We start from the raw sequence: 24,711 nt of genomic DNA on the forward strand, positions 1-24,711 counted from the left end.
GTGCGCACGCCGCGTTGTCACCGCCCGCAAGTAGGGTGGGAGACATGGCAGACCCCTCCAGCTACCGCCCCAAGCCGGGACAGATCCCCGACTCCCCGGGGGTCTACAAATTCCGCGACGAACACCGCCGGGTGATCTACGTCGGGAAGGCGAAGAACCTGCGCCAGCGCCTGGCCAACTACTTCCAGGATCTGGCGGGCCTCCATCCGCGTACGCGCACGATGGTGACCACCGCGGCGTCCGTGGAGTGGACCGTCGTCTCCACGGAGGTGGAGGCGCTCCAGCTGGAGTACTCCTGGATCAAGGAGTTCGACCCCAGGTTCAACGTCAAGTACCGCGACGACAAGAGCTATCCGTACCTCGCCGTCACGCTCAACGAGGAGTTCCCGCGCGTGCAGGTGATGCGCGGGGCGAAGAAGAAGGGCGTGCGCTACTTCGGTCCGTACGGCCACGCCTGGGCGATCCGCGAGACGGTCGACCTGATGCTGCGGGTCTTCCCCGTCCGCACCTGCTCCGCCGGCGTCTTCAAGAACGCGGCCAGGACCGGCCGCCCCTGCCTCCTCGGCTACATCGGCAAGTGCTCGGCCCCCTGCGTCGGCCGCGTCACCCCCGAGGAGCACCGCGAACTGGCCGACGACTTCTGCGACTTCATGGCCGGCCGCACCGGCGCCTACATCCGCCGCCTGGAGAAGGACATGACGGCGGCGGCCGAGGACATGGAGTACGAGCGGGCCGCCCGGCTCCGTGACGACGCCGAGGCGCTCAAGCGGGCCATGGAGAAGAGCGCCGTCGTGCTCGCCGACGCCACCGACGCCGACCTCATCGCGGTCGCGGAGGACGAGCTGGAGGCCGCCGTCCAGATCTTCCACGTCCGGGGCGGCCGGGTGCGCGGCCAGCGCGGCTGGGTCACCGACAAGGTGGAGAACGTCGACACCTCCGGGCTCGTCGAGCACGCGCTCCAGCAGCTGTACGGCGAGGAGGCCGGGGACGCGGTCCCCAAGGAGGTCCTCGTCCCGGCCCTCCCCGAGGACCCGGACGCGGTCTCGCAGTGGCTGGCGGAGCGCCGCGGCTCCCAGGTCAGCCTGCGCATCCCGCAGCGCGGCGACAAGAAGGACCTGATGGCCACGGTCCAGCGCAACGCCCAGCAGGCCCTGGGGCTGCACAAGACCAAGCGCGCCTCCGACCTGACCACCCGCTCCAGGGCCCTGGAGGAGATCTCCGAGGCCCTCGGCCTGGACACGGCCCCGCTGCGCATCGAGTGCTTCGACATCTCCCATCTCCAGGGCGACGACGTGGTGGCGTCGATGGTGGTCTTCGAGGACGGGCTGGCCCGCAAGGGGGAGTACCGCCGCTTCCAGATCAAGAGCTTCGAGGGACAGGACGACGTCCGCTCGATGCACGAGGTGATCGGCCGGCGCTTCCGCCGCTACCTGCACGAGAAGGAGCAGACGGGGGAGTGGGAGGAGACGCCCGCGCGGACGGCTGAACAGCCCTCCGGGCCCGCCCCCCTTCCCACCGGCCCCGCGCCCTCCGGGCCCGTCCCGGATTCCTCTGCCGAGCCCCGCGAGGACGACGGCCGGCCCAAGCGGTTCGCCTACCCGCCGCAGCTCCTCGTGGTCGACGGCGGCCAGCCCCAGGTCGCCGCGGCCAAGCGGGCGCTCGACGAGCTGGGGATCGACGACATCGCCGTCTGCGGCCTGGCCAAGCGCCTCGAAGAGGTCTGGCTGCCCGATGACGACGACCCGGTGGTGCTGCCCCGCTCCAGCGAGGGCCTCTACCTCCTCCAGCGCATCCGCGACGAGGCGCACCGGTTCGCCATCACCTACCAGCGCGCCAAACGGGCCAAGCGGGTCCGCTCCAGCCCCCTGGACGATGTGGCCGGGCTCGGTGACACCCGGAAGCAGGCGCTGATCAAGCATTTCGGCTCCGTGAAGAAGCTGCGGCAGGCGACAATCGACGAGATCTGCGAGGTTCCGGGGATAGGCCGCAGAACGGCGGAGTCAGTGGCCGTCACGCTCGCCTCGACCACCCCGGCCGCGCCCGCCGTGAACACGGCCACAGGAGAGATCATCGAAGAGGACGACGGGGGCAGTAAGACATGACTGAGCGCGAACATGAACAAGGGCACGACCGCACAGACCGAGCAGACGGAGCAGGACACGTGAGTACGGGCACCCCGGCGGGCACCACGGCCGAGACGGCCGACAGCGCCGCTGCCATCCCCGAGCTGGTGATCATCTCCGGCATGTCGGGCGCCGGGCGCAGCACCGCGGCCAAGTGCCTGGAGGACCTCGGCTGGTTCGTCGTGGACAACCTGCCGCCCGCGCTGATCCCCACCATGGTGGAGCTCGGCGCCAGGTCCCAGGGCAACGTCGCCCGCATCGCCGTGGTCGTGGACGTGCGCGGCCGCCGCTTCTTCGACAACCTCCGGGAGTCCCTCGCGGACCTGGAGGCCAAGGGCGTCACCCGGCGGATCGTCTTCCTGGAGTCCTCCGACGACGCCCTGGTCCGCCGCTTCGAGTCGGTCCGCCGCCCGCACCCCCTCCAGGGCGACGGCCGCATCGTCGACGGCATCGCCGCCGAGCGCGACCTGCTGCGCGAGCTGCGCGGCGACGCCGACCTGGTGATCGACACCTCCAGCCTCAACGTGCACGAGCTGCGCGCCAAGATGGACGCCCAGTTCGCCGGTGACGAGGAGCCGGAGCTCCGGGCCACGGTGATGTCCTTCGGCTACAAGTACGGGCTCCCGGTCGACGCCGACCTCGTGGTGGACTGCCGGTTCCTGCCCAACCCGCACTGGGTCCCCGAGCTGCGCCCCTTCACCGGGCTCAACGAGGAGGTCTCCGCGTACGTCTTCGACCAGCCGGGCGCCAAGGAGTTCCTCAACCAGTACACGGAGCTGTTCCAGCTCATCGCCGCCGGATACCGCCGCGAGGGCAAGCGCTACGTGACCATCGCCGTGGGCTGCACGGGCGGCAAGCACCGCTCGGTGGCCATGTCGGAGAAGCTGGCGGCCCGGCTCGCCACCGAGGGGATCGAGACCGTGCTCGTCCACCGGGACATGGGGCGCGAGTGACCAGTCGCAATCTGCGTCTGCGCCGGCTGAGCAGGGCCACCTCCGCGCTGTCCGGCCGCAAGCGCGGCGCACAGCCCAAGGTCGTCGCGCTCGGCGGCGGCATGGGGCTGTCCGCCTCGCTGGCCGCGCTGCGGCGGATCACCGGTGATCTGACCGCCGTGGTCACCGTCGCGGACGACGGCGGCTCCAGCGGCCGGCTCCGCGAGGAGCTGGGCGTCCTGCCGCCCGGCGACCTGCGCAAGGCGCTGGCCGCCCTGTGCGGCGACGACGACTGGGGCCAGACCTGGGCCCAGGTCATCCAGCACCGCTTCCAGTCCAAGGGCGATCTGCACGAGCACGCCGTCGGCAATCTGCTGATCGTCGCCCTGTGGGAGCAGCTCGGTGACCACGTCCAGGCCCTGGACCTGGTCGGCAAGCTCCTCGGGGCGCACGGCCGGGTGCTCCCGATGTCCGCCGTGCCGCTGGAGCTCCAGGCGCTCGTACGGGGACACGACCCGGAGCGCCCGGACGCGGTGGACACGGTCCGGGGCCAGGCCACCGTGGCGCTCACCCCGGGCGAGGTGCAGTCCGTGCACGTCGTCCCGGCCGACCCGCCGGCCGTCCCGGAAGCGGTCGCGGCGGTTCTGGACGCGGACTGGGTGGTGCTCGGCCCGGGGTCCTGGTTCTCCTCGGTCATCCCCCATCTGCTCGTCCCCGATCTGCTGGACGCGCTGATCGAAACGAAGGCCCGGAAGGTCCTCTCGCTGAACCTCGCGCCGCAACCCGGTGAAACAGATGGCTTCTCTCCGCAGCGTCATTTGGAGGTTTTGGGACGACACGCCCCTAAACTCGCCTTGGACGTGGTGCTGGCCGACCAGGCTGCCGTGCCCGACCGCGAGTCCCTCGCCGATGCCGCAAAACGGCTCGGTGCCGCGGTCGAGCTGGCGCCGGTGGCCTCACCCGACGGCGTTCCGATTCATGATCCGGAGCTGTTGGCCGCCGCGTACGACCGTATTTTTCGGATGCATGGAAGGATCGGCCCATGGCGATGACGCCAGCGGTGAAGGACGAAATCTCTCGGCTTCCCGTAACCCGGACCTGCTGCAGGAAGGCAGAAGTCTCGGCGATTCTTCGGTTCGCGGGTGGGCTGCACCTGGTGAGCGGCCGGATTGTGATCGAGGCGGAGCTGGACACCGCGATGGCGGCGCGCCGGCTGAAGCGGGACATCCTCGAAATCTTCGGGCACAGCTCTGAGCTGATCGTGATGGCCCCCGGCGGGCTGCGGCGCGGCTCCCGCTACGTCGTACGAGTGGTGGCGGGCGGCGACCAGCTGGCCCGGCAGACGGGTCTGGTGGACGGCCGCGGCCGTCCCATCCGCGGGCTTCCCCCGCAGGTGGTCTCGGGGGCCACCTGCGATGCGGAGGCCGCCTGGCGCGGGGCGTTCCTGGCGCACGGCTCGCTCACCGAGCCCGGTCGCTCCTCGTCACTGGAGGTGACCTGCCCGGGGCCGGAGGCGGCCCTCGCGCTGGTCGGCGCCGCCCGCCGGCTCTCCATCGCGGCCAAGGCCCGCGAGGTGCGCGGCGTGGACCGGGTCGTCGTCCGCGACGGCGACGCGATCGGCGCGCTGCTCACCCGGCTCGGCGCCCATGAGTCGGTGCTGGCCTGGGAGGAGCGGCGGATGCGGCGCGAGGTCCGCGCCACCGCCAACCGCCTCGCCAACTTCGACGACGCGAACCTGCGCCGCTCGGCCAGGGCCGCCGTGGCCGCGGGTGCCCGGGTGGGGCGCGCGCTGGAGATCCTGGGCGAGGAGGTGCCGGAGCACCTCGCGGCGGCCGGACGGCTGCGCATGGAGCACAAGCAGGCCTCCCTGGAGGAGCTGGGCGCGCTGGCCGATCCGCCGCTGACCAAGGACGCCGTCGCGGGCCGCATCCGCCGGCTCCTCGCGATGGCCGACAAGCGGGCCCAGGACCTGGGCATCCCGAGCACGGAGTCCACCCTCAGCGAAGAGCTGGCCGACGGGCTGGTCGGCTGATCAGGGCGTGTCCGCCGTCGGGCGGCGCGGAAACGCGCCACGGCCCCGGGGGCGTTGACGCTGCGTAATCGCCCCAGCGGACGGGGCCGGACAACCGGAGGCCCGTACTCCTACCGAGGAGTACGGGCCTCCGTCGTTCTGCCGGCCCCGCTCGATGTCACCCCGGCCGCCTCGGAGAGGTAGGGTCGTAGGCGGTCGGGGACATCCCATACACACTCGCCGGCGTCTAAAGCCGGCGTCCCTAACGAGGAGATCGGTTCGTGACGATCCGCGTAGGCATCAACGGCTTTGGCCGCATCGGTCGTAACTACTTCCGCGCGCTGCTGGAGCAGGGTGCGGACATCGAGATCGTGGCTGTCAACGACCTGGGTGACACCGCGACCACGGCTCACCTGCTGAAGTACGACACCATTCTGGGTCGGCTCAAGGCAGAGGTCAGCCACACCGCCGACACCATCACCGTCGACGGTCGCACCATCAAGGTGCTCTCGGAGCGCAACCCGGCGGACATCCCCTGGGGTGAGCTGGGCGTCGACATCGTCATCGAGTCGACCGGCATCTTCACCAAGAAGGCCGACGCCGCCAAGCACATCGCGGGCGGCGCGAAGAAGGTCCTCATCTCGGCTCCGGCCAAGGACGAGGACATCACCATCGTGATGGGCGTCAACCAGGACAAGTACGACGCGGCCAATCACCACGTCATCTCCAACGCCTCCTGCACCACCAACTGTGTGGCGCCGATGGCCAAGGTTCTCGACGAGAACTTCGGCATCGTCAAGGGCCTGATGACGACGGTCCACGCGTACACGAACGACCAGCGGATCCTGGACTTCCCGCACTCGGACCTGCGTCGCGCCCGCGCCGCCGCCGAGAACATCATCCCCACCACGACCGGCGCCGCCAAGGCGACCGCTCTGGTCCTCCCGCAGCTCAAGGGCAAGCTCGACGGCATCGCGATGCGTGTCCCGGTCCCGACCGGTTCCGCCACCGACCTCGTTGTGACCCTGCAGCGCGAGGTCACCAAGGACGAGGTCAACGCCGCGTTCAAGAAGGCGTCCGACGACGGCGACCTCAAGGGCTTCCTGACGTACACCGAGGACCCGATCGTGTCCTCGGACATCGTCGGCGACCCGTCGTCCTGCACCTTCGACTCCTCCCTGACCATGGTCCAGGAAGGCAGCACGGTGAAGATCCTCGGCTGGTACGACAACGAGTGGGGCTACTCCAACCGCCTCGTCGACCTGACCGTCTTCGTCGGCAGCCAGCTCTGACCCTCGAATCGGCAGGCACCTCGATGTGAGCACGGGGCTCGAACAGCGCAACGAAGCGCCGTTCGAGCCCCGTTGCATGCTCTCTCGTCCTTCCAAGGAGTGCAGAAGATGAAGACGATCGACGAACTTCTCGCCGAAGGGGTCGCCGGCAAGCGCGTATTCGTCCGCGCCGACCTCAACGTGCCGCTCAGCGGCACGACCATCACCGACGACGGCCGCATCCGCGCCGTCCAGCCGACCGTGGAGAAGCTGGCCGCCGCCGGTGCCCGGGTCGTCGTCGCCTCGCACCTGGGCCGCCCCAAGGGCGCCCCGGACCCGGCGTTCTCGCTGGCGCCCGCGGCCACCCGTCTCGGTGAGCTGCTCGGGACCGACGTGGCGTTCGCGGCCGACACGGTCGGTGAGTCCGCCCGCGCCGCGGTCGCCGCCCTCACCGACGGCAAGGTCGCCGTCATCGAGAACCTCCGCTTCAACCCCGGCGAGACGTCGAAGGACGACGCCGAGCGCGGCGCGTTCGCGGACCAGCTGGCCGAGCTCGCCGACGTGTACGTGGGTGACGGCTTCGGCGCCGTGCACCGCAAGCACGCCTCGGTCTTCGACCTCCCGGCACGGCTCCCGCACTACGCGGGCTACCTCATCGCCACCGAGGTCGGCGTCCTGAAGAAGCTCACCACCGATGTGAAGCGGCCGTACGCGGTCGTCCTCGGCGGCGCCAAGGTCTCCGACAAGCTCGGCGTCATCGACCACCTGCTGGAGCGGGCCGACCGCATCCTCATCGGCGGCGGCATGGCGTACACCTTCCTCAAGGCCCAGGGCCACGAGGTCGGCAGCTCGCTGCTCCAGGAGGACCAGATCCCGGTGGTGCTGGAGTACCTCAAGCGCGCCGAGGAGAAGGGCGTGGAGTTCGTGCTCCCCGTCGACGTCGTGGTCGCCCCGGCGTTCCCCGACCTCAAGACCAAGGCCCCGGCCCAGGCCACCACCGTCGCCGCCGACGCCATGCCGGCCGGTCAGATGGGTCTGGACAACGGTCCGGAGACCAACCAGCTCTACGCATCGAAGCTCGCCGACGCGGCCACCGTCTTCTGGAACGGCCCCATGGGCGTCTTCGAGCACCCCGATTTCGCCGAGGGCACCCGGGCCGTCGCCCAGGCCCTCGTCGACTCGTCCGGCTTCAGCGTGGTCGGCGGTGGCGACTCCGCCGCCGCTGTCCGCATCCTGGGCTTCGACGAGAACGCGTTCGGACACATCTCGACCGGTGGCGGCGCCAGCCTCGAATACCTTGAGGGCAAGACGCTTCCCGGCCTGGCCGCACTGGAGGACTGACCTTTCATGACCACCCGCACCCCGCTGATGGCGGGCAACTGGAAGATGAACCTCAACCACCTTGAGGCCATCGCGCACGTCCAGAAGCTCTCCTTCGCCCTGGCCGACAAGGACTACGACGCCGTCGAGGTCGCCGTCCTGCCGCCCTTCACCGACCTGCGCTCCGTGCAGACGCTGGTCGACGGCGACAAGCTGAAGATCAAGTACGGCGCCCAGGACATCTCGGCGCACGACTCCGGCGCGTACACCGGCGAGATCTCCGGTCCCATGCTCGCCAAGCTGAAGTGCACCTACGTCGCCGTGGGCCACAGCGAGCGCCGCCAGTACCACGCCGAGACCGACGAGGTCTGCAACGCCAAGGTGAAGGCCGCGTACAAGCACGGCCTGACCCCGATCCTCTGCGTCGGTGAGGGCCTGGACATCCGGAAGGCCGGCGAGCAGGTCTCCTACACGCTCGCCCAGCTGGACGGCGCCCTGAAGGACGTCCCGGCCGAGCAGGCCGAGTCCATCGTGATCGCTTACGAGCCGGTCTGGGCCATCGGCACCGGCGAGGTCGCCACCCCGGAAGACGCGCAGGAGGTCTGCGGTGCGATCCGCGGCCGCCTCGCGGAGCTGTACTCGCAGGAGCTGGCCGACGCGGTCCGTATCCAGTACGGCGGTTCGGTCAAGTCCGGCAACGTCGCCGCGATCATGGCGCAGCCCGATGTGGACGGCGCGCTGATCGGCGGCGCCGCATTGGACGCCGACGAGTTCGTCAAGATCGTCCGCTTCCGCGATCAGTGAGTATGCCGTAGCGCGGATCCGTCGTACCCTTGCGGGGGCCGAGGAGGCTGAGCCTCCCGGCCCCCGTTGTTCGCATAGCAGTCCAGGAATTTCCGGAAAGTAGGGACCAGCCGTGATTTTGGCGTTCGAGATCGCCCTGATCGTCTTCAGCCTGCTGATGATGCTGCTGGTGCTGATGCACAAGGGAAAGGGCGGCGGTCTCTCCGACATGTTCGGTGGCGGCATGCAGTCGTCCGTCGGTGGCTCCTCGGTCGCCGAGCGCAACCTCGACCGGATCACCGTCGTGGTCGGTCTTGCCTGGTTCGCATGCATTGTGGTGCTTGGTCTGCTCATCAAGCTGGACAGCTGACCCGTCGTACGTGATTCCTGTGAGGGTGTAACTCCTTTCACTGGACGCGCGTTGGGCCTTACGTAGACTGGGGCATCTTCGAGCACCATCACGCAGGGAGTTACGACCGTGGCAAGTGGCAACGCGATCCGGGGAAGCCGGGTCGGAGCGGGGCCGATGGGGGAGGCCGAGCGCGGCGAGTCCGCGCCACGGGCCCGCATCTCCTTCTGGTGCTCCAACGGGCACGAGACGCAGCCGAGCTTCGCCCATGACGCGCAGGTACCGGAGACCTGGGACTGCCCGCGCTGCGGTTTCCCGGCCGGCCAGGACCGCGACAGCCCGCCGGACCCGCCGCGCACCGAGCCGTACAAGACGCACCTCGCGTACGTGCGCGAGCGGCGCAGCGACGAGGACGGCGAGGCGATTCTCGCCGAGGCCCTCGCGAAACTCCGCGGCGAGATCTGATGGTTCACCGGCCGGACACCCCAGGGGTGTCCGGCCGGAATGCTTCCGCCGTGCCGCAGCCCGCCGCCGTCCCGTCCGCCCCTCTGATCAATTAAGTTGGAGGGGCAGCGGGGAACTGCGGTGACGAGGAGAAATGGGCTGATGTCCGGGATGAACGCACAAAGCCGAACCAGGCTCAACCAGACGTCGGAATGGACCGCGCTGGGAAAGCACCGTGAGCAGCTCGGGGCGACCCGCCTGCGCGAACTGTTCGCGGACGATCCGGAGCGCGGCACCGGATACACACTGCGGGTCGGTGACCTGTACATCGACTACTCCAAGCAGCTCGTCACCGACGAGACGCTCCGGCTGCTGCGCGAGCTGGCCGGAGCCACCGGAGTGGCCGCCCTGCGGGACGCCATGTTCCGCGGCGACAAGATCAACACCACCGAGGACCGCGCCGTCCTGCACACCGCGCTGCGCGCCCCGCGCGACGCCGTGATCGAGGTCGACGGCGAGAACGTGGTGCCCGCCGTGCACGCCGTGCTCGACAGGATGGCGGCCTTCTCCGACCGGGTCAGGTCCGGCGAGTGGACCGGCCACACCGGCAGGCCGATCAAGAACATCGTCAACATCGGCATCGGCGGCTCCGACCTCGGCCCCGCCATGGCCTACGAGGTGCTGCGCTCCTTCACGGACCGCTCGCTCACCTTCCGCTTCGTCTCCAACGTCGACGGCGCCGACCTCCACGAGGCGCTGCACGGCCTGGACCCGGCCGAGACGCTGTTCATCATCGCGTCGAAGACCTTCACCACGATCGAGACGATCACCAACGCCACCTCCGCCCGCGACTGGCTGCTGACCGGTCTGAGGGCCGGTCAGGACGCGGTGGCCAAGCACTTCGTGGCGCTGTCGACCAACGGCGAGAAGGTCGCGGACTTCGGTATCGACACCGCGAACATGTTCGAGTTCTGGGACTGGGTCGGCGGCCGCTACTCGTACGACTCCGCCATCGGCCTCTCGCTGATGATCGCCATCGGCCCGGACCGGTTCCGCGAGATGCTCGACGGTTTCCACCTCGTCGACGAGCACTTCCGCACCGTCCCCGCCGAGGAGAACGCCCCGCTGCTGCTGGGCCTGCTCGGCGTCTGGTACGGCGCGTTCTTCGACGCCCAGTCGCACGCGGTCCTGCCCTACAGCCACTACCTGTCGAAGTTCACCGCGTACCTCCAGCAGCTCGACATGGAGTCCAACGGCAAGTCGGTGGACCGGGACGGCAATCCGGTGGACTGGCAGACCGGACCGGTCGTCTGGGGCACCCCCGGCACCAACGGTCAGCACGCCTACTACCAGCTGATCCACCAGGGCACCAAGGTCATCCCGGCCGACTTCATCGGCTTCTCCGAGCCGGTCGACGGACTGCTGCCCGGACTGGTCGCCCAACACGACCTGCTGATGGCCAACTTCTTCGCCCAGACCCAGGCCCTCGCCTTCGGCAAGACGCCGGACGAGGTGCGCGCGGAGGGAGTCCCCGAGGAGCTGGTGCCGCACAAGACGTTCCGGGGCAACCACCCGACGACGACGATCCTCGCCGGCCGGCTGACGCCGTCGGTGCTCGGCCAGCTGATCGCGCTGTACGAGCACAAGGTCTTCGTCCAGGGCGCCGTCTGGAACATCGACTCCTTCGACCAGTGGGGCGTCGAGCTCGGCAAGGTCCTCGCCAAGAAGATCGAGCCGGTGCTCACGGAGGGCAGGGGCGGCGAACAGCTCGACAGCTCGACCGCCGCGCTCGTCGCCGCGTACCGCGAGCGCAGGGGGCGCTGAGCCCATGCCCACGGGGGAGGGGACGGTACGGCTGCGGCCGCCGGTCCACACGCTGGACCGGCGGGCCGTCGGCTGGTGGCGGACCCGGGGGCTGCTGCTGACCGCGGGCCCGGTGGTGGTCCTGGCCGTGCTGGGCGTGTTCCTCACGTCCGCCCGGTTCTGGCTGGTCCTCTGCGCCTCGGTCCTGGCGGTCCTCGGCGCCGGCTGCGCCGTCCTGCTCCCCCTCTGGTGGTTCCGCACCCACCGCTGGGAGGTCACCGACGAGGCGGTGTACGTCCGTACGGGGGCGCTGTGGCAGGAGTGGCGGATCGCGCCGATGTCCCGGATCCAGACCGTGGACACCGTGCGCGGCCCCCTCGAACAGCTCTACCGGCTTGCCACGGTCACCGTCACCACCGCCTCCGCCAAGGGCGCGGTCCGGATCGAGGGCCTCGACCACGAACTGGCCGCCGAACTCGCGGAACGGCTGACCCGGATAACCCAGGACACCCCCGGGGACGCCACATGAGCACGTCGGACCCGGCGGAGACATCCGGCACCGCCGGCGGCCCCGCCCCCGACGGCTGGCGGCGGCTCGACCGGCGTACCGTCCCGCTCTCCGCCCTCGTCACCGCGGGCGTGGCCGCCGGCGCCGCCGTGCCGACCACGCTCGGGCTCTCCGGCCGCCTCGGGTTCGGCCCCGCCGTCGCCTGGGTGCTGCTGGGCGCCGCCCTCCTGACCGGCTTCGGCGCCGGCACCGACTACGTACGGTGGCGCCGCACCCGCTACCGGGTGGGAGCCGACCGCGTCGAACTCCACACCGGCCTGCTGCTCGTCAGGAAACGCTCCCTGGCCCGGGAACGCATCCGCAGCGTCGACCTCACCGCGCATCCGCTCCAACGCGTCCTCGGGCTCGTCACGGTCCGCATCGGCACCGGCGAGCACACCGGCGGCGAATCCACCCTGGAGCTCGACCCGGTCCTGCGGGCCGAAGGGGAACGGCTGCGCCGCGCCCTGCTGGAGCGGGGCCTCACCGCGGCGTCCGGCAGTCACGTCGAGGGCGAGCTGGTCACCCTCGACCCACGCTGGATCCGCTACGCACCGGTCTCCTTCGTCGCACCGGCGCTCGGCGGTGCGGCGGCCGGGGCCGTGTTGCAGGTCAGTGACTGGTTCGGCGCGCAGGGCGAGGTCATCGAATGGGTCGGTGACCGCTACCGCGAAACCTCGCTGCTCTCCGTGATCGTGATCCTCGCCGTCGCCGGGGTCCTCGCCGGGGTCGTCGGCGCACTGGGCCTCTGGGTCGAGATGTGGTGGAACTACCGCCTCGAACGCGAACCCGGCGGCACCCTGCGCATCCGGCGCGGACTGCTCACCTCCCGGTCCGTCTCCATCGAGGAGCGCCGGCTGCGCGGAGTCGACCTCGTCGAACCGCTCGGCGTCCGGCTGCTGGGCGCCGCCCGGGTCGACGCGATCACCACCGGACTGGCCAAGGACGACGAGGAACAGCACGGCGACCACAACACCCTGCTGCCCGCCGCTCCCCGGCCGGTCGCCGACTCCGTCGCCGCCGCCGTACTGCGCGAGCCCACGTCCCCGACCGGCACCGTGCTGACCGGGCACCCCGCCGCCGCACGCGGCCGGCGGCTGCGCCGGGCGCTGTGGGCCGTGCTCGCCCCGGTCCTCCTCCTCGCGCTCCTCGGCGTCCTGCTGACCCCCGTACTGCTCTGGATCGCGCTGGGCTGCGCGCTCGTGGGACTGCCGGCCGGGGTGCTGCTGGCCCGGGACGCCTACCGCGCTCTGGGACACGCGCTCAGCGGCGGGTACCTGGTGACCCGGTCGGGGGCGCTGCGCCGCTCCACCGCCGCGCTGGAACGCGCCGGGGTGATCGGCTGGACGGTGCGCCGGTCCTACTTCCAGCGCCGGGCCGGGCTGCTGAACATCACCGCCACGACGGCCGCGGGAGCGGGCGCCTACACGGTGTACGACGCGGCGGAGGCCGAGGGCCTGGACTTCGCGTCCGAGGCCGTCCAGGGACTGCTGGAGCCCTTCCTGGAGCGGATTCCGGCGGTCCGTACGGACGAGTGAACCGCGCCCCCGCACGGCGCGGGCCCGGCCCGCTCCGAGGAGCGGGCCGGGCCCGGGTGTCGCGCCACCGCGTACCGCTCAGGCGGAGGCCGGCGGGTAGAGGGCGCGCGGCAGCTGGGATGCCGCCGCCGCGTCCAGCAGCCACAGCGTGCGGCCGCGTCCGTACGCGCCCGCCGCCGGGGCCTGGATCTCACCCGCGCCGGAGAGGGCGATGGCCGCGGCCTCCGCCTTGTCCTCGCCCGCCGCGAGCAGCCACACCTCGCGGGCCGCGCGGATGGCGGGCAGCGTGAGCGTGACCCGCACGGGCGGCGGCTTGGGCGCCCCGTGCACACCGACGACGGTGCGCTCGGTCTCCCGTACCGCGGGCAGCTCGGGGAAGAGCGAGGCGACATGCGTGTCCGGGCCGACGCCCAGCATCAGCACGTCGAACACCGGCACCGGACCGTGGTCCTCCGGACCGGCCGCCGCCGCCAGTTCGGCGGCGTACGCGGCGGCCGCGGCCTCGACGTCCCCGCCGTACGGACCGTCGGACGCGGGCATCGCGTGCACCCGGGACGGGTCCAGCTCCACCGAGTCCAGCAGCGCCTCGCGGGCCTGCGTGACGTTGCGCTCCGGATCGCCCTCCGGCAGGAACCGCTCGTCGCCCCACCACAGGTCGAGCCGCGACCAGTCGACGGCGTCCCGGGCGGGCGCCCCGGCGAGCGCGGCCAGCAGGCCGTTGCCGTTGCGTCCGCCGGTGAGCACCACCGAGGCGTGACCGCGTGCGGCCTGGGCGTCCACGATCTTCGTGATCAGCCGGGCGGCCGCGGCCTGCGCCATCAGCTCCTTGTCGCGGTGCACGACGAGCTGGGGGGCGACGGTCACTTGGCCGCCGCCTTCTTCGCCGGTGCGGCCTTCTTCGCGGCGGCGGGTGCCTCGGACGGTGCGGCCTTCTTCGCCGTGACCGGCTCCGCCACCTTTTCGAGGCGCTCCACGCCGAACTTCACCGTGGCCTCGTAGATGTTGTCCGGGTCCAGCCGCCGCAGCTCCTCCGCGAGGAGTTCCGCCGTCTCACGGCGCTTCAGCGCCACCGCGCGGTCGGGCTGGCCCACCATGCAGAGCGTGGCGAGCGAGCCGTCGGCCCGGTCCAGGACGATGTCGCCGCTCTTCGTCGTCATCCGGACGGCCGTCAGGCCGGGGCCGTCGGACGTGGTGCGCTGCACCGGCACGCCGAGCCGGTCCGCCAGCCACATGGCCAGCAGCTCACAGCTCGGGTTGTCGGACTCGCCCTCGACCGTGGCGGAGATGACCTCCGCCGGCTGCTGGTCGAGCGCCGCCGCCAGCATCGAGCGCCAGGGCGTGATGCGGGTCCAGGCCAGGTCCGTGTCGCCCGGCTGGTACGTCGCCGCGCGCACCGCCAGCTCGTCGATCGGGTGCTCCGCCGAGTAGGTGTCGGTGATGCGGCGCTGGGCGAGGGCGCCCAGCGCGTCCTTCGCCGGGTCCGCGGGGGCGTCCTGGGGCCACCACAGCACCACCGGGGCGTCCGGCAGCAGCAGCGGCAGGACGACCGACTGGGCGTGGTTGGCCAGCTCACCGTGGAGACGCAGCACGACGGTCTCGCCGGAGCCCGAGTCGGAACCGACCCGGATCTCGGCGTCGAGCCGCGCGTCGCGGCGGGCCCGCGGCGAGCGGCTGACCCGCTTGATCACGGCGATGATCCGCGAGGGGTGCTCCCGTGAGGAGTCGCTCGCCGCCTTCAGCGCGTCGTAGGCGTTCTCCTCGTCGGTGACGATGACGAGGGTGAGCACCATCCCGATGGCCGGGGCGCCGACCGCGCGGCGGGCCGACACCAGGGCCTGGTTGATCTTGCTGGACGTGGTTTCCGTGAGATCGATCTTCATGGCCGCCGCCAGCTCCGTCCGTCTCGTGCGAGCATGTCGTCCGCCTCGGGCGGGCCCCAGGTTCCGGCCGGGTACTGCGCCGGCTTGCCGTGCTTGTCCCAGTACTCCTCGATCGGGTCCAGGATGTTCCAGGAGAGCTCGACCTCCTGGTGGCGCGGGAAGAGGTTGGCGTCGCCGAGCAGGACATCGAGGATGAGCCGCTCGTACGCCTCCGGGCTGGACTCGGTGAAGGACTCGCCGTAGGCGAAGTCCATCGTGACGTCCCGTACCTCCATCGAGGTGCCGGGCACCTTCGAGCCGAACCGCACCGTCACTCCCTCGTCCGGCTGGACCCGGATGACCAGGGCGTTGCCGCCCAGCTCCTCCGTGGCGCCGGACTCGAAGGGCAGGTACGGGGCACGCTTGAAGACGACCGCGATCTCCGTGACCCGGCGGCCGAGCCGCTTTCCGGTACGGAGGTAGAACGGCACGCCCGCCCAGCGGCGGTTGTTGATCGTCAGCTTGACCGCGGCGAAGGTGTCGGTCTTCGACTTGGGGTCGATGCCCTCTTCCTCCAGGTAGCCGGGCACCTCCTGGCCGCCCTGCCACGCGTGGGTGTACTGGCCGCGCACCGTGTGCTTGCCGAGGTCCTCCGGCAGCTCCACCGCCGTGAGCACCTTGAGCTTCTCTGCGACCAGGGCCTTGGGGTGGAAGGAGCCGGGCTCCTCCATCGCGGTCAGGGCCAGCAGCTGGAGCAGGTGGTTCTGGATGACGTCACGGGCGGCGCCGATGCCGTCGTAGTAGCCGGCCCGGCCGCCGATGCCGATGTCCTCGGCCATCGTGATCTGGACGTGGTCGACGTACGACCTGTTCCAGACCGGCTCCCACATCGTGTTGGCGAAGCGCAGCGCCAGGATGTTCTGGACCGTCTCCTTGCCGAGGTAGTGGTCGATCCGGAAGACCTCGTTCGGCGGGAAGACGTCGTGCACGAGCTGGTTGAGCTCCTGCGCGCTCTTCAGGTCGTGGCCGAAGGGCTTCTCGATGACGGCCCGGCGCCAGGAACCCTCGCTCTGGTCGGCGAGCCCGTGCTTCTTGAGCTGCTGGACGACCTTGGGGAAGAACTTCGGCGGCACGGACAGGTAGAAGGCGAAGTTGCCGCCCGTTCCCTGTGCCTTGTCGAGCTCCTCGATGGTGGCCCTGAGGGTCTCGAAGGCGACGTCGTCGTCGAAGTCGCCCTGCACGAAGCGCATGCCCTGGCTGAGCTGCTGCCAGACCTCTTCGCGGAAGGGGGTGCGGGAATGCTCCTTGACTGCGTCGTGGACGACCTGGGCGAAGTCCTCGTCCTCCCAGTCGCGGCGCGCGAAACCGATGAGCGAGAAGCCCGGCGGCAGCAGGCCGCGGTTGGCCAGGTCGTAGATGGCGGGCATCAGCTTTTTACGGGACAAATCGCCCGTGACGCCAAAGATGACCAGGCCCGACGGCCCCGCGATGCGCGGGAGCCGTCGGTCCTGGGCGTCACGGAGCGGGTTGGCTCCGGGAACACCAGACAAAGTGGTCAGCCCTCCGAAGGGGCGAGGCGCTTGAGTTCCGCCTCTGTCGAGTTGAGCAGGTCGTTCCAGGCCGTCTCGAACTTGTCGACGCCCTCGTCCTCAAGGACCTGGACGACGTCGTCGTAGCTGACCCCGAGCTCCTTGATCGCGTCGAGGTCGGCACGGGCCTGGCCGTAGCCACCGGCGACGGTGTTACCGGTGATCTCGCCATGATCGGCCACCGCGTCCAGAGTCGCCTCCGGCATGGTGTTGACCGTGTTCGGTGCGACGAGGTCGTCGACGTACAGGGTGTCCTTGAGGGACGGGTCCTTCACGCCGGTCGAGGCCCACAGCGGGCGCTGCTTATTGGCCTGCGCCTTGTCGAGGGCGGCCCAGCGCTCACCGGCGAAGACCTCCTCGTACGCCTCGTAGGCCAGGCGCGCGTTGGCGAGGGCGGACTTGCCCTTGGCGGCCTCGGCCGCGTCGCCGCCGATCGCGTCGAGCCGCTTGTCGATCTCGGTGTCCACCCGGGACACGAAGAAGGACGCCACCGAGTGGATCTTGGAGAGGTCCAGGCCCGCGGTCTTCGCCTTCTCCAGGCCCGCCAGGTAGGCGTCCATGACCTCGCGGTAGCGCTCCAGCGAGAAGATCAGCGTGACGTTGACGCTGATGCCGCGGCCGATGGTCTCGGTGATCGCGGGCAGTCCGGCCTTGGTCGCCGGGATCTTGATGAGCGTGTTCGGCCGGTCCACCAGCCAGGCGAGCTGCTTGGCCTCCGCGACCGTGGCCAGGGTGTTGTGCGCCAGTCGCGGGTCGACCTCGATGGAGACCCGGCCGTCCTGGCCGCCCGTCGCGTCGAAGACCGGGCGCAGGATGTCGGCGGCGTCACGGACGTCGGCCGTCGTGATCATCCGGAGGGCTTCCTCGACGGTCACCTTGCGGGCCGCGAGGTCGGTGAGCTGCTGCTCGTAACCGTCGCCCGAGGAGATCGCCTTCTGGAAGATCGACGGGTTGGTCGTGACACCCACGACGTGGCTCTGGTCGATCAGCTCGGCCAGGTTGCCCGAGGTGATCCGCTTGCGCGAGAGGTCGTCGAGCCAGATCGCCACGCCCTCGTCGGAGAGGCGCTTGAGTGCGTCTGTCATGAGAATTGCATCTCCTACTAGTCGTATAACGGCGTCAGCGCGCGGCGGCCGCGAGAGATTCCCGGGCGACGGCGGCGACGTGCTCGGCGGTGAAGCCGAACTCGCGGAACAGGACCTTCGCGTCGGCCGAGGCACCGAAGTGCTCCAGCGAGACGATCCGGCCCGCGTCCCCGACGTACCGGTACCAGGTCAGGGCGATTCCCGCCTCGACGGCGACCCGCGCCTTCACGGCCGGCGGCAGGACACTGTCCTTGTACGCCTGGTCCTGCTCCTCGAACCACTCGACACACGGCATCGAGACCACCCGGGTCGGGACGCCGGCCGCCTGGAGCTCCTCGCGCGCCTCGACGGCGAGCTGGACCTCGGAACCGGTGCCGATGAGGAGGAGCTCGGGCGCCGCGCTCTGTCCGTCGGCCGTCTCGGCGTCGAACAGGACGTAGCCGCCCTTGGCCGCGTTCTCGTTCGCCTCGTACGTCGGCACGCCCTGACGGGTCAGCGCCAGACCGTGCGGGGCGCCCTTGCCGAACACCTTGGTGTAGCGGCGCAGGACCTCGCGCCAGGCGATGGAGGTCTCGTTAGCGTCCGCCGGGCGGACGACGTTCAGGCCTGGGATCGCGCGCAGGGAGGCCAGGTGCTCCACCGGCTGGTGGGTCGGGCCGTCCTCGCCGAGACCGATCGAGTCGTGCGTCCACACGTAGGTCACCGGCGCGTGCATCAGCGCGGACAGCCGTACGGCGTTGCGCATGTAGTCGGAGAACACCAGGAAGGTGCCGCCGTAGATGCGGGTGTTGCCGTGCAGTGCGATGCCGTTCATGGCGGCTGCCATGGCGTGCTCGCGGATGCCGAAGTGCACCGTGCGGCCGTACGGGTCCGCGCCCGGCAGCGGGTTGCCCGCCGGGAGGAACGACGACGTCTTGTCGATCGTGGTGTTGTTCGAGCCCGCGAGGTCGGCGGAGCCGCCCCACAGCTCGGGCACGATCTCGCCGAGCGCCTGGAGCACCTTGCCGGAGGCCGCGCGGGTGGCGACGCCCTTGCCGGGCTCGAAGACCGGGAGCTTGTCCTCCCAGCCCTTGGGCAGCTCGCCCGCACGGATGCGGTCGAACTCGGCGGCGCGCTCCGGGTTGGCGGTGCGCCACGCGGCGAAGGTCTTCTCCCACGCGGTCCTGGTCTCACGGCCGCGGTCCAGCGCCTCACGGGTGTGCGCGATGACCTCGTCGGCGACCTGGAAGGACTTCTCCGGGTCGAAGCCGAGGACCGTCTTGGTCGCGGCGACTTCGTCGGCGCCGAGCGCGGAGCCGTGCGCGGCCTCGGTGTTCTGGGCGTTCGGGGCGGGCCAGGCGATGATCGAGCGGGCCGCGATGAACGACGGGCGCGTGGTCTCGGCCTTGGCCGCCTGGAGCGCCTTGTACAGACCCGCCGGGTCCAGGTCGCCGCTGGGCAGCTGCGCGACCCGCTGGACGTGCCAGCCGTACGCCTCGTAGCGCTTCAGGGTGTCCTCGGAGACCGCGGTCTCCGTGTCGCCCTCGATGGAGATGTGGTTGTCGTCCCACAGGAGGACCAGGTTGCCCAGCTTCTGGTGCCCGGCCAGCGAGGACGCCTCCGCGGAGATGCCCTCCTGGAGGCAGCCGTCACCGGCGACGGCCCAGATCATGTGGTCGAACGGCGAGGTGCCGGGGGCCGCGTCCGGGTCGAACAGGCCGCGCTCGTAGCGGGCGGCCATGGCCATGCCCACGGCGTTGGCGACACCCTGGCCCAGCGGGCCGGTGGTCGTCTCGACGCCCGTGGTGTGGCCGTACTCCGGGTGCCCCGGGGTCTTCGAACCCCAGGTGCGGAAGGCTTCGAGATCCTCCAGCTCCAGGCCGTAGCCGGCCAGGTAGAGCTGGATGTAGAGGGTCAGGCTGCTGTGGCCCACCGAGAGGACGAACCGGTCGCGGCCGGTCCACTCCGCGTCGGCGGGGTCGTGCCGCATCACCTTCTGGAAGAGGGTGTACGCGGCGGGAGCCAGGCTCATGGCCGTACCCGGGTGGCCGTTTCCGACCTTCTGTACGGCGTCCGCGGCGAGAACGCGGACAGTGTCCACGGCCCGCTGGTCCAATTCGGTCCACTGGAGGTCTGTGGTGGTCGGCTTGGTGCTCACCCTGAGTCAGGGCTCCTCTCCACTGTTGTAAACCGGTGGCTGTGACCGCACCGGGCGTTGTCGAGCCTACCCCCGTCGCCACCCGCTATTTTCGGCTAATCCCAGGGTGCGGGCGGCCCGCCGGATTCGCCTCCCGTATGAGCGCGCGGGCTCACCGATGCGCCTCTCCGATGAGCGCGGGGACCCACTCCTGAGGCACTCCGAAGAGCGCGCCGGAACACCCCTGAGCGAGTTCGGGGAGCGCCCGGAATTCCCGGTCCGTCACCCGGATGAGCGAGCCCCTCCGGGCGGCCGCCGCAACGGCTCCGCACGCCACATCAACACGACCCCACCCCCGCGAAGAACGGCATGTCCCCAACGTCTACAGTGGTCTGGTTCGCGCAAGTCTTCACCGGGCCCTCACGCCCGGAGCTTGCTGGGATTTCTCTGTCAGGGGTGTGCGTGACGGCCGTCGAGTCCCGACCCGCAGGGGTCGCCTTGACTCCGAGCCCAGGGGGCCATCGCCCATTCGGGGCCCGTGTCAAGGCATTCGTGGCACTGACCAAGCCTCGGATCATCGAGCTGTTGCTGATCACCACTGTTCCGGTGATGTTCCTGGCCGCTCAGGGTGTACCCGACCTGTGGCTCGTGCTCACTACCACCGTCGGCGGCTATCTGTCCGCCGGTGGTGCCAATGCACTGAACATGTACATCGACCGCGATATCGACGCGTTGATGGACCGTACGTCGCAGCGACCGCTGGTCACCGGCATGGTGAGCCCGCGCGAGTGCCTGGCCTTCGGTATCGCCCTCGCGGTGATCTCGACGGTCTGGTTCGGGCTGCTGGTGAACTGGCTCTCGGCGGCGCTGTCGCTCGGGGCCCTGCTCTTCTACGTCGTCGTGTACACGATGCTGCTGAAGCGCCGGACCTCGCAGAACATCGTCTGGGGCGGCATCGCGGGCTGCATGCCGGTCCTCATCGGCTGGTCGGCCGTGACGAACTCGATGTCCTGGGCCGCGGTGATCCTCTTCGCCGTCATCTTCTTCTGGACGCCGCCGCACTACTGGCCGCTCTCCATGAAGGTGAAGGACGACTACGCCCGGGCCGGTGTCCCGATGCTCCCGGTCGTCGCGACCAACCGGGTGGTGGCCCGCCAGATCGTGGTCTACAGCTGGGTCATGGTCATCGTTTCGCTGCTGCTGACCCCGCTGGGCTACACCGGCTGGTTCTACACGGCCGTGGCCCTGCTCACCGGTGGCTTCTGGCTCTGGGAGGCGCACGGACTGCAGAACCGCGCCAAGGCCGGGCTGGCGGGAGCCAAGCTCAAGGAGATGCGGCTGTTCCACTGGTCGATCACCTATGTGTCGCTGCTGTTCGTCGCCGTCGCGGTGGACCCCTTCCTGAGGTAGTCCGCCCTCGGCTTCCGTTCGACTTCCGCCGACGGGCGGGGTACGTGGCCCACGCCACGCGCCCCGCCCGTCGCCAGTTGATCTACTCGTCGGTAGCATCCTGTTCATGGCAGAGACGGAGTGCACCCAGCAGGTGGACGGCAACGAGGCGGACGGCAGGCAGGCGGCGCGCGCGGAGCGCAGGGCGGCGCGGCTGGCCAAGCAGATCGGCGCGTTCGCGAAGGCCCACGGCGGCGCCGAGGGGCAGCTCGCCTACATCGGGCAGATGGGCACCCGCATCGTCCTGGTCGGCGAGGACGGCGGCTGGGGCGATCTGGTCGCCCCGTCGTACGCGGTCGCGGAGAGCGCCGCCCGGAAGTCCGGGATCACCATGCACGAGTCCTTCGACGGCGAGTTCGCCGCGAAGGTGCGCACCGGTCCGTACGAGTGGACGCGGATGGCCGGCATGCAGATCGGCGGCCCGGCCGACAAGGCCTGAGGCCTGCGGCACGAACAGAGCGGCGGAGGCCGGTCGGACACCTGTCCGACCGGCCTCCGCCGTTTCCGTGTCCGCCGCGTGTCCGCTTCGTCCGTGCGCCGCCGAACCAAGTTTCACTTAATTAGTAATTAATCTTGACGGGGGGTCGGGTGAGCCGTCACAGTCCTGTGCGTGGCGCCGCCCGGCCCGCACGGCGTCGAGACCGGCGAATCGCCCTTCGAGCGACCGCTGCGCACCCACTTCCTCACCCCCGCCGACGCCGCCCCCGCCGAATACCTCCCGTACGGGATGCGCCCCTTCACCGGCTCCGAACTCGTCGTCCGGCGCACCGGCCAGGACCGGGGCACCTGGTGGACCTTCGACTCCGCCACCGCCACCGCCACCGCCGACGGCGACCGCGCGCTGCGCCTCGCCTTCACCGACGAGCTCCAGGGGCTGCGCGCCGTCCTGTGCTACGAGACCGTGCCCGGCACCGACGTGATCCTGCGCTGGACCGAGCTGACCTGCACGGGTGAGGACGAACTGCGCCTGGAGCGCCTCGACTCCGCGGCCGTCAACGTCCCCGTCACGGGCGGCGCCCGGCTCACCACCCTCACCGGTCAGTGGTCCCAGGAGTTCACCCGCACCCAGCACGAACTCACCCGGGGCCGCTACGAGATGGCCTCCACCCAGGGTGTCGCGGGCCACGCCTACGCCCCCTGGCTCGCCGTCCAGGACGCCGCACTGCCGGACGGGCACGACACCCCGACGTACGGCGTCGCCCTGGAGTGGTCCGGCAACTGGCGCATGAGCGCCGACGCCGAGCCCGGCGGCGCGGTACGGATCGCGGCCGGCCGGGTGCCCCACGAGGGCGCCGTCCGGCTCGCCCCCGGGGCCACCCTCACCACCCCCCGGCCGGCCTGCGCCTTCAGCCCCGAGGGACTGGACGGCCTGGCCCGGGTCTGGCACCGCTACGAGCGCCTGCTGAGCGGCGACCGGATGGACCGCACCCGCAAGGTCCTCTACAACTCCTGGGAGGCGACCGGCTTCGACGTCGAGGCGTCCGCCCAGCTCGAACTGGCCCGGATCGCCGCGGACATGGGCGCCGAACTCTTCGTCGTGGACGACGGCTGGTTCACCGGACGGCACGGCGAGAGGGGCGGCCTCGGCGACTGGCACCCCGACCCGGCGAACTTCCCGGACGGCTTCGACGCCTTCATAGCCGAGATCCGCGCCACCGGCATGGACTTCGGCCTCTGGGTCGAACCCGAGGCGGTCAGCCCGGCCTCCGCGCTCTACGCCGAACACCCCGAGTGGGTCTACCGGATCGACGGCCGCCCCGCCACGCTGGTGCGCGAGCAACTGCTCCTCGACCTCGGCCGCGAGGACGTCCAGGACTTCGTCATCGCGACCCTGGGCCGGCTGCTCGGAGACCACGCCATCAGCTACCTCAAGTGGGACATGAACCGCCCGCCCACCGAACGCGGCCGGCCCGGCGGCGCACCGCCAGGGGAACAGGACCTGGACGCCGAGCACGTCGCCGGGTACCTGCGGGTCCTGGACCACCTGCGCGCGCACCACCCGCACGTCACCGTCGAGGGCTGCGCCGGGGGCGGCGGCCGCGTCGAACACGCCACCCTCGCCCGCACCGACGTGATGTGGCCCAGCGACAACACTGCGCCCCTGGACCGCCTCGCCATCCAGTACGGCTACCTGCACGCACACGCCCCGCACACCATGAGCTCCTGGGTCACCGACGCGCCCGGCGTCTTCGACCCGCGCCCCCGCTCGCTCGGCTTCCGCTTCGTCCTGGCGATGTCCGGGGTGCTGGGCATCGGCGCCGACATCCGCACCTGGTCCGCCGCACAGCGGACGGAGGCCGCCGGCTGGGTGAGCCGCTACAAGGAGATCCGCGACCTGGTGCACCACGGCGAGATCCGGCTGCTGGGCTCCCCGGCCGACGCCACCTGCGGCGTCCAGTACGAGGAGGGGGGCGGCGCCCGCATCGCCGTCACCGCCTGGAACACCGGCCGCCTCGACGGGGCGCCGCTCGTCCCGGGACGCCCCGCCCGGCTCCGGCTGCGCGGACTGGACCCGGCCGCCCGCTACACGGACCGGCGCAGCGCGGCCGAGTACAGCGGAGCCCATCTGCTGCACTACGGACTGCCGTTCGCCTGGACCGCGCGGTACGACGCGGAACTCGTCGTACTCGTGAGGTAGTAAACCGCCCAGCCAGAGCCACCGTCACTAGAGTCACGACAGCACCGCTGAACCCGAGGAGTCGACCCGCACCATGAACGGAAACCCCCGCTTCGCAGACAAGGTGGCCGTCGTCACCGGAGCCGCCTCCGGCATCGGCGCGGCCACCGCGGAGAGACTGGCCGCGGAGGGCGCCGCGGTGATCCTCGCGGACATCTCGGAAGGCCCCGGCGAGAGCGTCGCCGCATCCATCCGCGCCGCCGGCGGCCGGGCCCGTTTCGTGCGTACGGACGTCTCCGACGCGGGGGACTGGCAGCGGGCCGTGGACGCCGCGCACACCTTCGGACCCGTCGGTGTCCTGGTGAGCAACGCCTACACGGTCGACGTCACCCCCGCCCACGAGATGACCGTCGCCTCCTGGGAGCGCCAGCTGTCGGTCAACCTCACCGGAGCCTTCCTCGGATTCCGGGCGGTCCTGCCCGACCTGCGCGCCCGGCGCGGCGCCGTCGTGCTGACCTCCTCTGTCCACGCCCACAAGGGCATCCCCGGACACCCCGCCTACGCCGCGTCCAAGGGCGCGCTGCTGTCGCTGTGCGGACAGCTCGCGGTGGAGTACGGGCCCGAGGTGCGGGTCAACGCCGTACTGCCCGGACCCATCCTGACCGGGGCGTGGGACCGGGTGGGGGAGGAGGACCGCCGCAAGAGCGTCGCGGAGACCGCCGCGGGCCGGTTCGGCACCCCCGCGGAGGCGGCCGCCGCCATCGCGTTCCTCGCCGCCGACGAAGCGTCCTACATCACCGGATCGAGCCTGCTCGTGGACGGCGGCTGGTCCGTCGTCAAGGCCTCGGCCTGACCCCCGCCCGGCCCCATCCTTT

At 70.8% G+C, this 24,711-nt stretch carries 21 protein-coding genes; 16 read left to right on the forward strand and 5 right to left on the reverse strand.

Translation table 11 applies throughout. The annotated features are described in order from the left end of the window. Positions 1–44 precede the first annotated feature (44 nt). The 12 genes from uvrC to RLT59_RS30310 all read left to right on the forward strand — a co-directional run bounded on the left by uvrC (position 45) and on the right by RLT59_RS30310 (position 13,121). Positions 45–2,102: an excinuclease ABC subunit UvrC gene (gene uvrC / locus RLT59_RS30255; RefSeq protein WP_311306341.1), complete on the forward strand. Its 2,058-nt coding sequence runs from the start codon at positions 45–47 to the stop codon at positions 2,100–2,102. Continuing rightward, the gene (gene rapZ / locus RLT59_RS30260; protein ID WP_311306342.1) at positions 2,099–3,076 is read left to right on the forward strand and encodes an RNase adapter RapZ; all 978 of its coding nucleotides are present in this window, start codon (positions 2,099–2,101) and stop codon (positions 3,074–3,076) included. The genes uvrC and rapZ overlap by 4 nt, the downstream gene beginning before the upstream one ends. Next, complete coding sequence (yvcK, locus tag RLT59_RS30265; RefSeq protein ID WP_311306343.1) at positions 3,073–4,107, forward strand: gluconeogenesis factor YvcK family protein; 1,035 nt, start codon at positions 3,073–3,075, stop codon at positions 4,105–4,107. Before rapZ ends, yvcK begins: the two co-directional genes overlap by 4 nt. Further along, entirely contained in the window at positions 4,098–5,087 is a 990-nt protein-coding gene (gene whiA, locus RLT59_RS30270) for a DNA-binding protein WhiA (RefSeq protein ID WP_024494235.1), read from the forward strand. Before yvcK ends, whiA begins: the two co-directional genes overlap by 10 nt. Before the next feature lie 260 nt (positions 5,088–5,347). Further along, complete coding sequence (gene gap, locus RLT59_RS30275) at positions 5,348–6,358, forward strand: type I glyceraldehyde-3-phosphate dehydrogenase (RefSeq protein WP_311306344.1); 1,011 nt, start codon at positions 5,348–5,350, stop codon at positions 6,356–6,358. Between the two features lie 108 nt (positions 6,359–6,466). Further along, on the forward strand, positions 6,467–7,678 hold the full coding sequence (locus RLT59_RS30280; RefSeq protein WP_311306345.1) for a phosphoglycerate kinase: 1,212 nt from the start codon (positions 6,467–6,469) through the stop codon (positions 7,676–7,678). 6 nt (positions 7,679–7,684) lie between these two features. Beyond that, positions 7,685–8,461, forward strand: coding sequence for a triose-phosphate isomerase (gene tpiA / locus RLT59_RS30285; RefSeq protein WP_311306346.1), 777 nt, complete (start codon positions 7,685–7,687; stop codon positions 8,459–8,461). Between the two features lie 112 nt (positions 8,462–8,573). Then, entirely contained in the window at positions 8,574–8,810 is a 237-nt protein-coding gene (gene secG / locus RLT59_RS30290) for a preprotein translocase subunit SecG (protein WP_311306347.1), read from the forward strand. Positions 8,811–8,918: 108 nt separating this feature from the next. Further along, positions 8,919–9,254 (forward strand): RNA polymerase-binding protein RbpA, encoded by a 336-nt coding sequence (locus RLT59_RS30295; RefSeq protein ID WP_078617917.1) that lies wholly within the window; start codon positions 8,919–8,921, stop codon positions 9,252–9,254. A 150-nt stretch (positions 9,255–9,404) separates the two neighbouring features. Further along, positions 9,405–11,057, forward strand: a complete 1,653-nt coding sequence (pgi, locus tag RLT59_RS30300) for a glucose-6-phosphate isomerase (RefSeq protein WP_311306348.1) — start codon at positions 9,405–9,407, stop codon at positions 11,055–11,057. 4 nt (positions 11,058–11,061) lie between these two features. Continuing rightward, on the forward strand, positions 11,062–11,565 hold the full coding sequence (locus RLT59_RS30305; protein ID WP_311306349.1) for a PH domain-containing protein: 504 nt from the start codon (positions 11,062–11,064) through the stop codon (positions 11,563–11,565). Then, complete coding sequence (locus RLT59_RS30310) at positions 11,562–13,121, forward strand: PH domain-containing protein (RefSeq protein ID WP_311306350.1); 1,560 nt, start codon at positions 11,562–11,564, stop codon at positions 13,119–13,121. The genes RLT59_RS30305 and RLT59_RS30310 overlap by 4 nt, the downstream gene beginning before the upstream one ends. Before the next feature lie 78 nt (positions 13,122–13,199). Here the strand turns inward: RLT59_RS30310 and pgl are convergent, their stop codons facing one another. From pgl to tkt, 5 genes are read right to left on the reverse strand one after another with little or no spacing between them, the layout of a single operon-like run. Beyond that, the gene (gene pgl, locus RLT59_RS30315) at positions 13,200–13,985 is read right to left on the reverse strand and encodes a 6-phosphogluconolactonase (protein WP_311306351.1); all 786 of its coding nucleotides are present in this window, start codon (positions 13,983–13,985) and stop codon (positions 13,200–13,202) included. Continuing rightward, positions 13,982–15,001: a glucose-6-phosphate dehydrogenase assembly protein OpcA gene (gene opcA, locus RLT59_RS30320; protein ID WP_311306352.1), complete on the reverse strand. Its 1,020-nt coding sequence runs from the start codon at positions 14,999–15,001 to the stop codon at positions 13,982–13,984. The genes pgl and opcA overlap by 4 nt, the downstream gene beginning before the upstream one ends. After that, positions 14,998–16,530, reverse strand: a complete 1,533-nt coding sequence (gene zwf / locus RLT59_RS30325; protein WP_311306353.1) for a glucose-6-phosphate dehydrogenase — start codon at positions 16,528–16,530, stop codon at positions 14,998–15,000. The genes opcA and zwf overlap by 4 nt, the downstream gene beginning before the upstream one ends. A gap of 5 nt (positions 16,531–16,535) precedes the next feature. After that, entirely contained in the window at positions 16,536–17,654 is a 1,119-nt protein-coding gene (tal, locus tag RLT59_RS30330) for a transaldolase (protein ID WP_311306354.1), read from the reverse strand. Between the two features lie 34 nt (positions 17,655–17,688). After that, a complete protein-coding gene (gene tkt, locus RLT59_RS30335; protein WP_311306355.1) occupies positions 17,689–19,791 on the reverse strand; it encodes a transketolase in 2,103 nt (700 codons plus the stop codon). A 435-nt stretch (positions 19,792–20,226) separates the two neighbouring features. Here tkt and RLT59_RS30340 point away from each other — a divergent pair, with 435 nt between their 5' ends. The 4 genes from RLT59_RS30340 to RLT59_RS30355 all read left to right on the forward strand — a co-directional run bounded on the left by RLT59_RS30340 (position 20,227) and on the right by RLT59_RS30355 (position 24,689). Beyond that, complete coding sequence (locus RLT59_RS30340; RefSeq protein WP_311306356.1) at positions 20,227–21,180, forward strand: heme o synthase; 954 nt, start codon at positions 20,227–20,229, stop codon at positions 21,178–21,180. Between the two features lie 106 nt (positions 21,181–21,286). After that, positions 21,287–21,658, forward strand: coding sequence for a hypothetical protein (locus RLT59_RS30345; RefSeq protein WP_311306357.1), 372 nt, complete (start codon positions 21,287–21,289; stop codon positions 21,656–21,658). 171 nt (positions 21,659–21,829) lie between these two features. Continuing rightward, the gene (locus tag RLT59_RS30350) at positions 21,830–23,857 is read left to right on the forward strand and encodes an alpha-galactosidase (protein ID WP_311306358.1); all 2,028 of its coding nucleotides are present in this window, start codon (positions 21,830–21,832) and stop codon (positions 23,855–23,857) included. A gap of 73 nt (positions 23,858–23,930) precedes the next feature. Next, entirely contained in the window at positions 23,931–24,689 is a 759-nt protein-coding gene (locus RLT59_RS30355; protein WP_311306359.1) for an SDR family NAD(P)-dependent oxidoreductase, read from the forward strand. Positions 24,690–24,711: the final 22 nt, after the last annotated feature.

The sequence above is a fragment of the Streptomyces sp. ITFR-6 genome, from assembly GCF_031844725.1.
GTDB lineage: Bacteria > Actinomycetota > Actinomycetes > Streptomycetales > Streptomycetaceae > Streptomyces.

Coding starts and splice junctions, on each gene's coding strand:
- uvrC (WP_311306341.1), top strand. CDS start 45: ATGGCAGACCCCTCCAGCTACCGCCCCAAGCCGGGACAGATCCCCGAC.
- rapZ (WP_311306342.1), top strand. CDS start 2,099: ATGACTGAGCGCGAACATGAACAAGGGCACGACCGCACAGACCGAGCA.
- whiA (WP_024494235.1), top strand. CDS start 4,098: ATGGCGATGACGCCAGCGGTGAAGGACGAAATCTCTCGGCTTCCCGTA.
- RLT59_RS30280 (WP_311306345.1), top strand. CDS start 6,467: ATGAAGACGATCGACGAACTTCTCGCCGAAGGGGTCGCCGGCAAGCGC.
- tpiA (WP_311306346.1), top strand. CDS start 7,685: ATGACCACCCGCACCCCGCTGATGGCGGGCAACTGGAAGATGAACCTC.
- pgi (WP_311306348.1), top strand. CDS start 9,405: ATGAACGCACAAAGCCGAACCAGGCTCAACCAGACGTCGGAATGGACC.
- RLT59_RS30305 (WP_311306349.1), top strand. CDS start 11,062: ATGCCCACGGGGGAGGGGACGGTACGGCTGCGGCCGCCGGTCCACACG.
- RLT59_RS30310 (WP_311306350.1), top strand. CDS start 11,562: ATGAGCACGTCGGACCCGGCGGAGACATCCGGCACCGCCGGCGGCCCC.
- opcA (WP_311306352.1), bottom strand. CDS start 15,001: ATGAAGATCGATCTCACGGAAACCACGTCCAGCAAGATCAACCAGGCC.
- tal (WP_311306354.1), bottom strand. CDS start 17,654: ATGACAGACGCACTCAAGCGCCTCTCCGACGAGGGCGTGGCGATCTGG.
- RLT59_RS30345 (WP_311306357.1), top strand. CDS start 21,287: ATGGCAGAGACGGAGTGCACCCAGCAGGTGGACGGCAACGAGGCGGAC.
- RLT59_RS30355 (WP_311306359.1), top strand. CDS start 23,931: ATGAACGGAAACCCCCGCTTCGCAGACAAGGTGGCCGTCGTCACCGGA.